General features: G+C 68.3%; 1 protein-coding gene. It reads left to right on the top strand.

Features of this window, described 5'->3' with window-relative positions:
• Positions 1-184 precede the first annotated feature (184 nt).
• The coding region (locus ABD323_RS44255; protein ID WP_344447643.1) for an ABC transporter permease subunit at positions 185-578 on the top strand (394 nt) is incomplete at its 3' end.

Here is a 578-nt window from a genome sequence, read left to right as displayed (position 1 = left end):
ATGGAGGAAGTTGAACAGTGGATCAGACGGGACGTCAACCTTCCCGGGATTCCTTCATGTTCTGTTATCAGTAGGAACGGACCGCCCTTGACAGGCCCTGTTCGTCCACGCCTACGATCGGGGGCCGGGTGCGTTGAGGGGCGCCGCCCGGCGTGACGGCCCAGCCATGTCTGGAGCCCGGCCGATGGCCACTGCCCTGTCCGCCCCCGTACTCCCCCAGGCCGACGAAGCACCGATCGTGGCCCGCCGCCGGCCCGGCCGGGTGGTCGCCTCGGTGCTCGCCCTGCTCGTGCTGGCGATGGTGTTCAACTCCGTCCTGCGCAACCGGGCCTTCGAGTGGGACGTGGTCGCCCAGTACTTCACCACCACCGCGATCGTGCAGGGCCTGCTGCTCACGCTCTGGCTGACCGCCGCCGTGATGGTGCTCGGCTTCGCGCTCGGCACGGCCTTCGCGGTGTGCCGGCTCTCCGACAACCCGGTGCTGCGGAGCATCAGTTGGGGTTTCGTCTGGATCTTCCGGTCCACCCCGCTGCTGGTCCAGCTGGTGTTCTGGGACTTCCTCGGCGCGCTCTGGCCGG

The sequence above is a fragment of the Kitasatospora nipponensis genome, assembly GCF_039528135.1.
GTDB classification, from domain to species: Bacteria; Actinomycetota; Actinomycetes; order Streptomycetales; family Streptomycetaceae; genus Kitasatospora; species Kitasatospora nipponensis.
The sequence above is the reverse complement of the archived record's forward strand: the minus strand, read 5'-3'. Positions and strand labels throughout refer to the sequence as shown.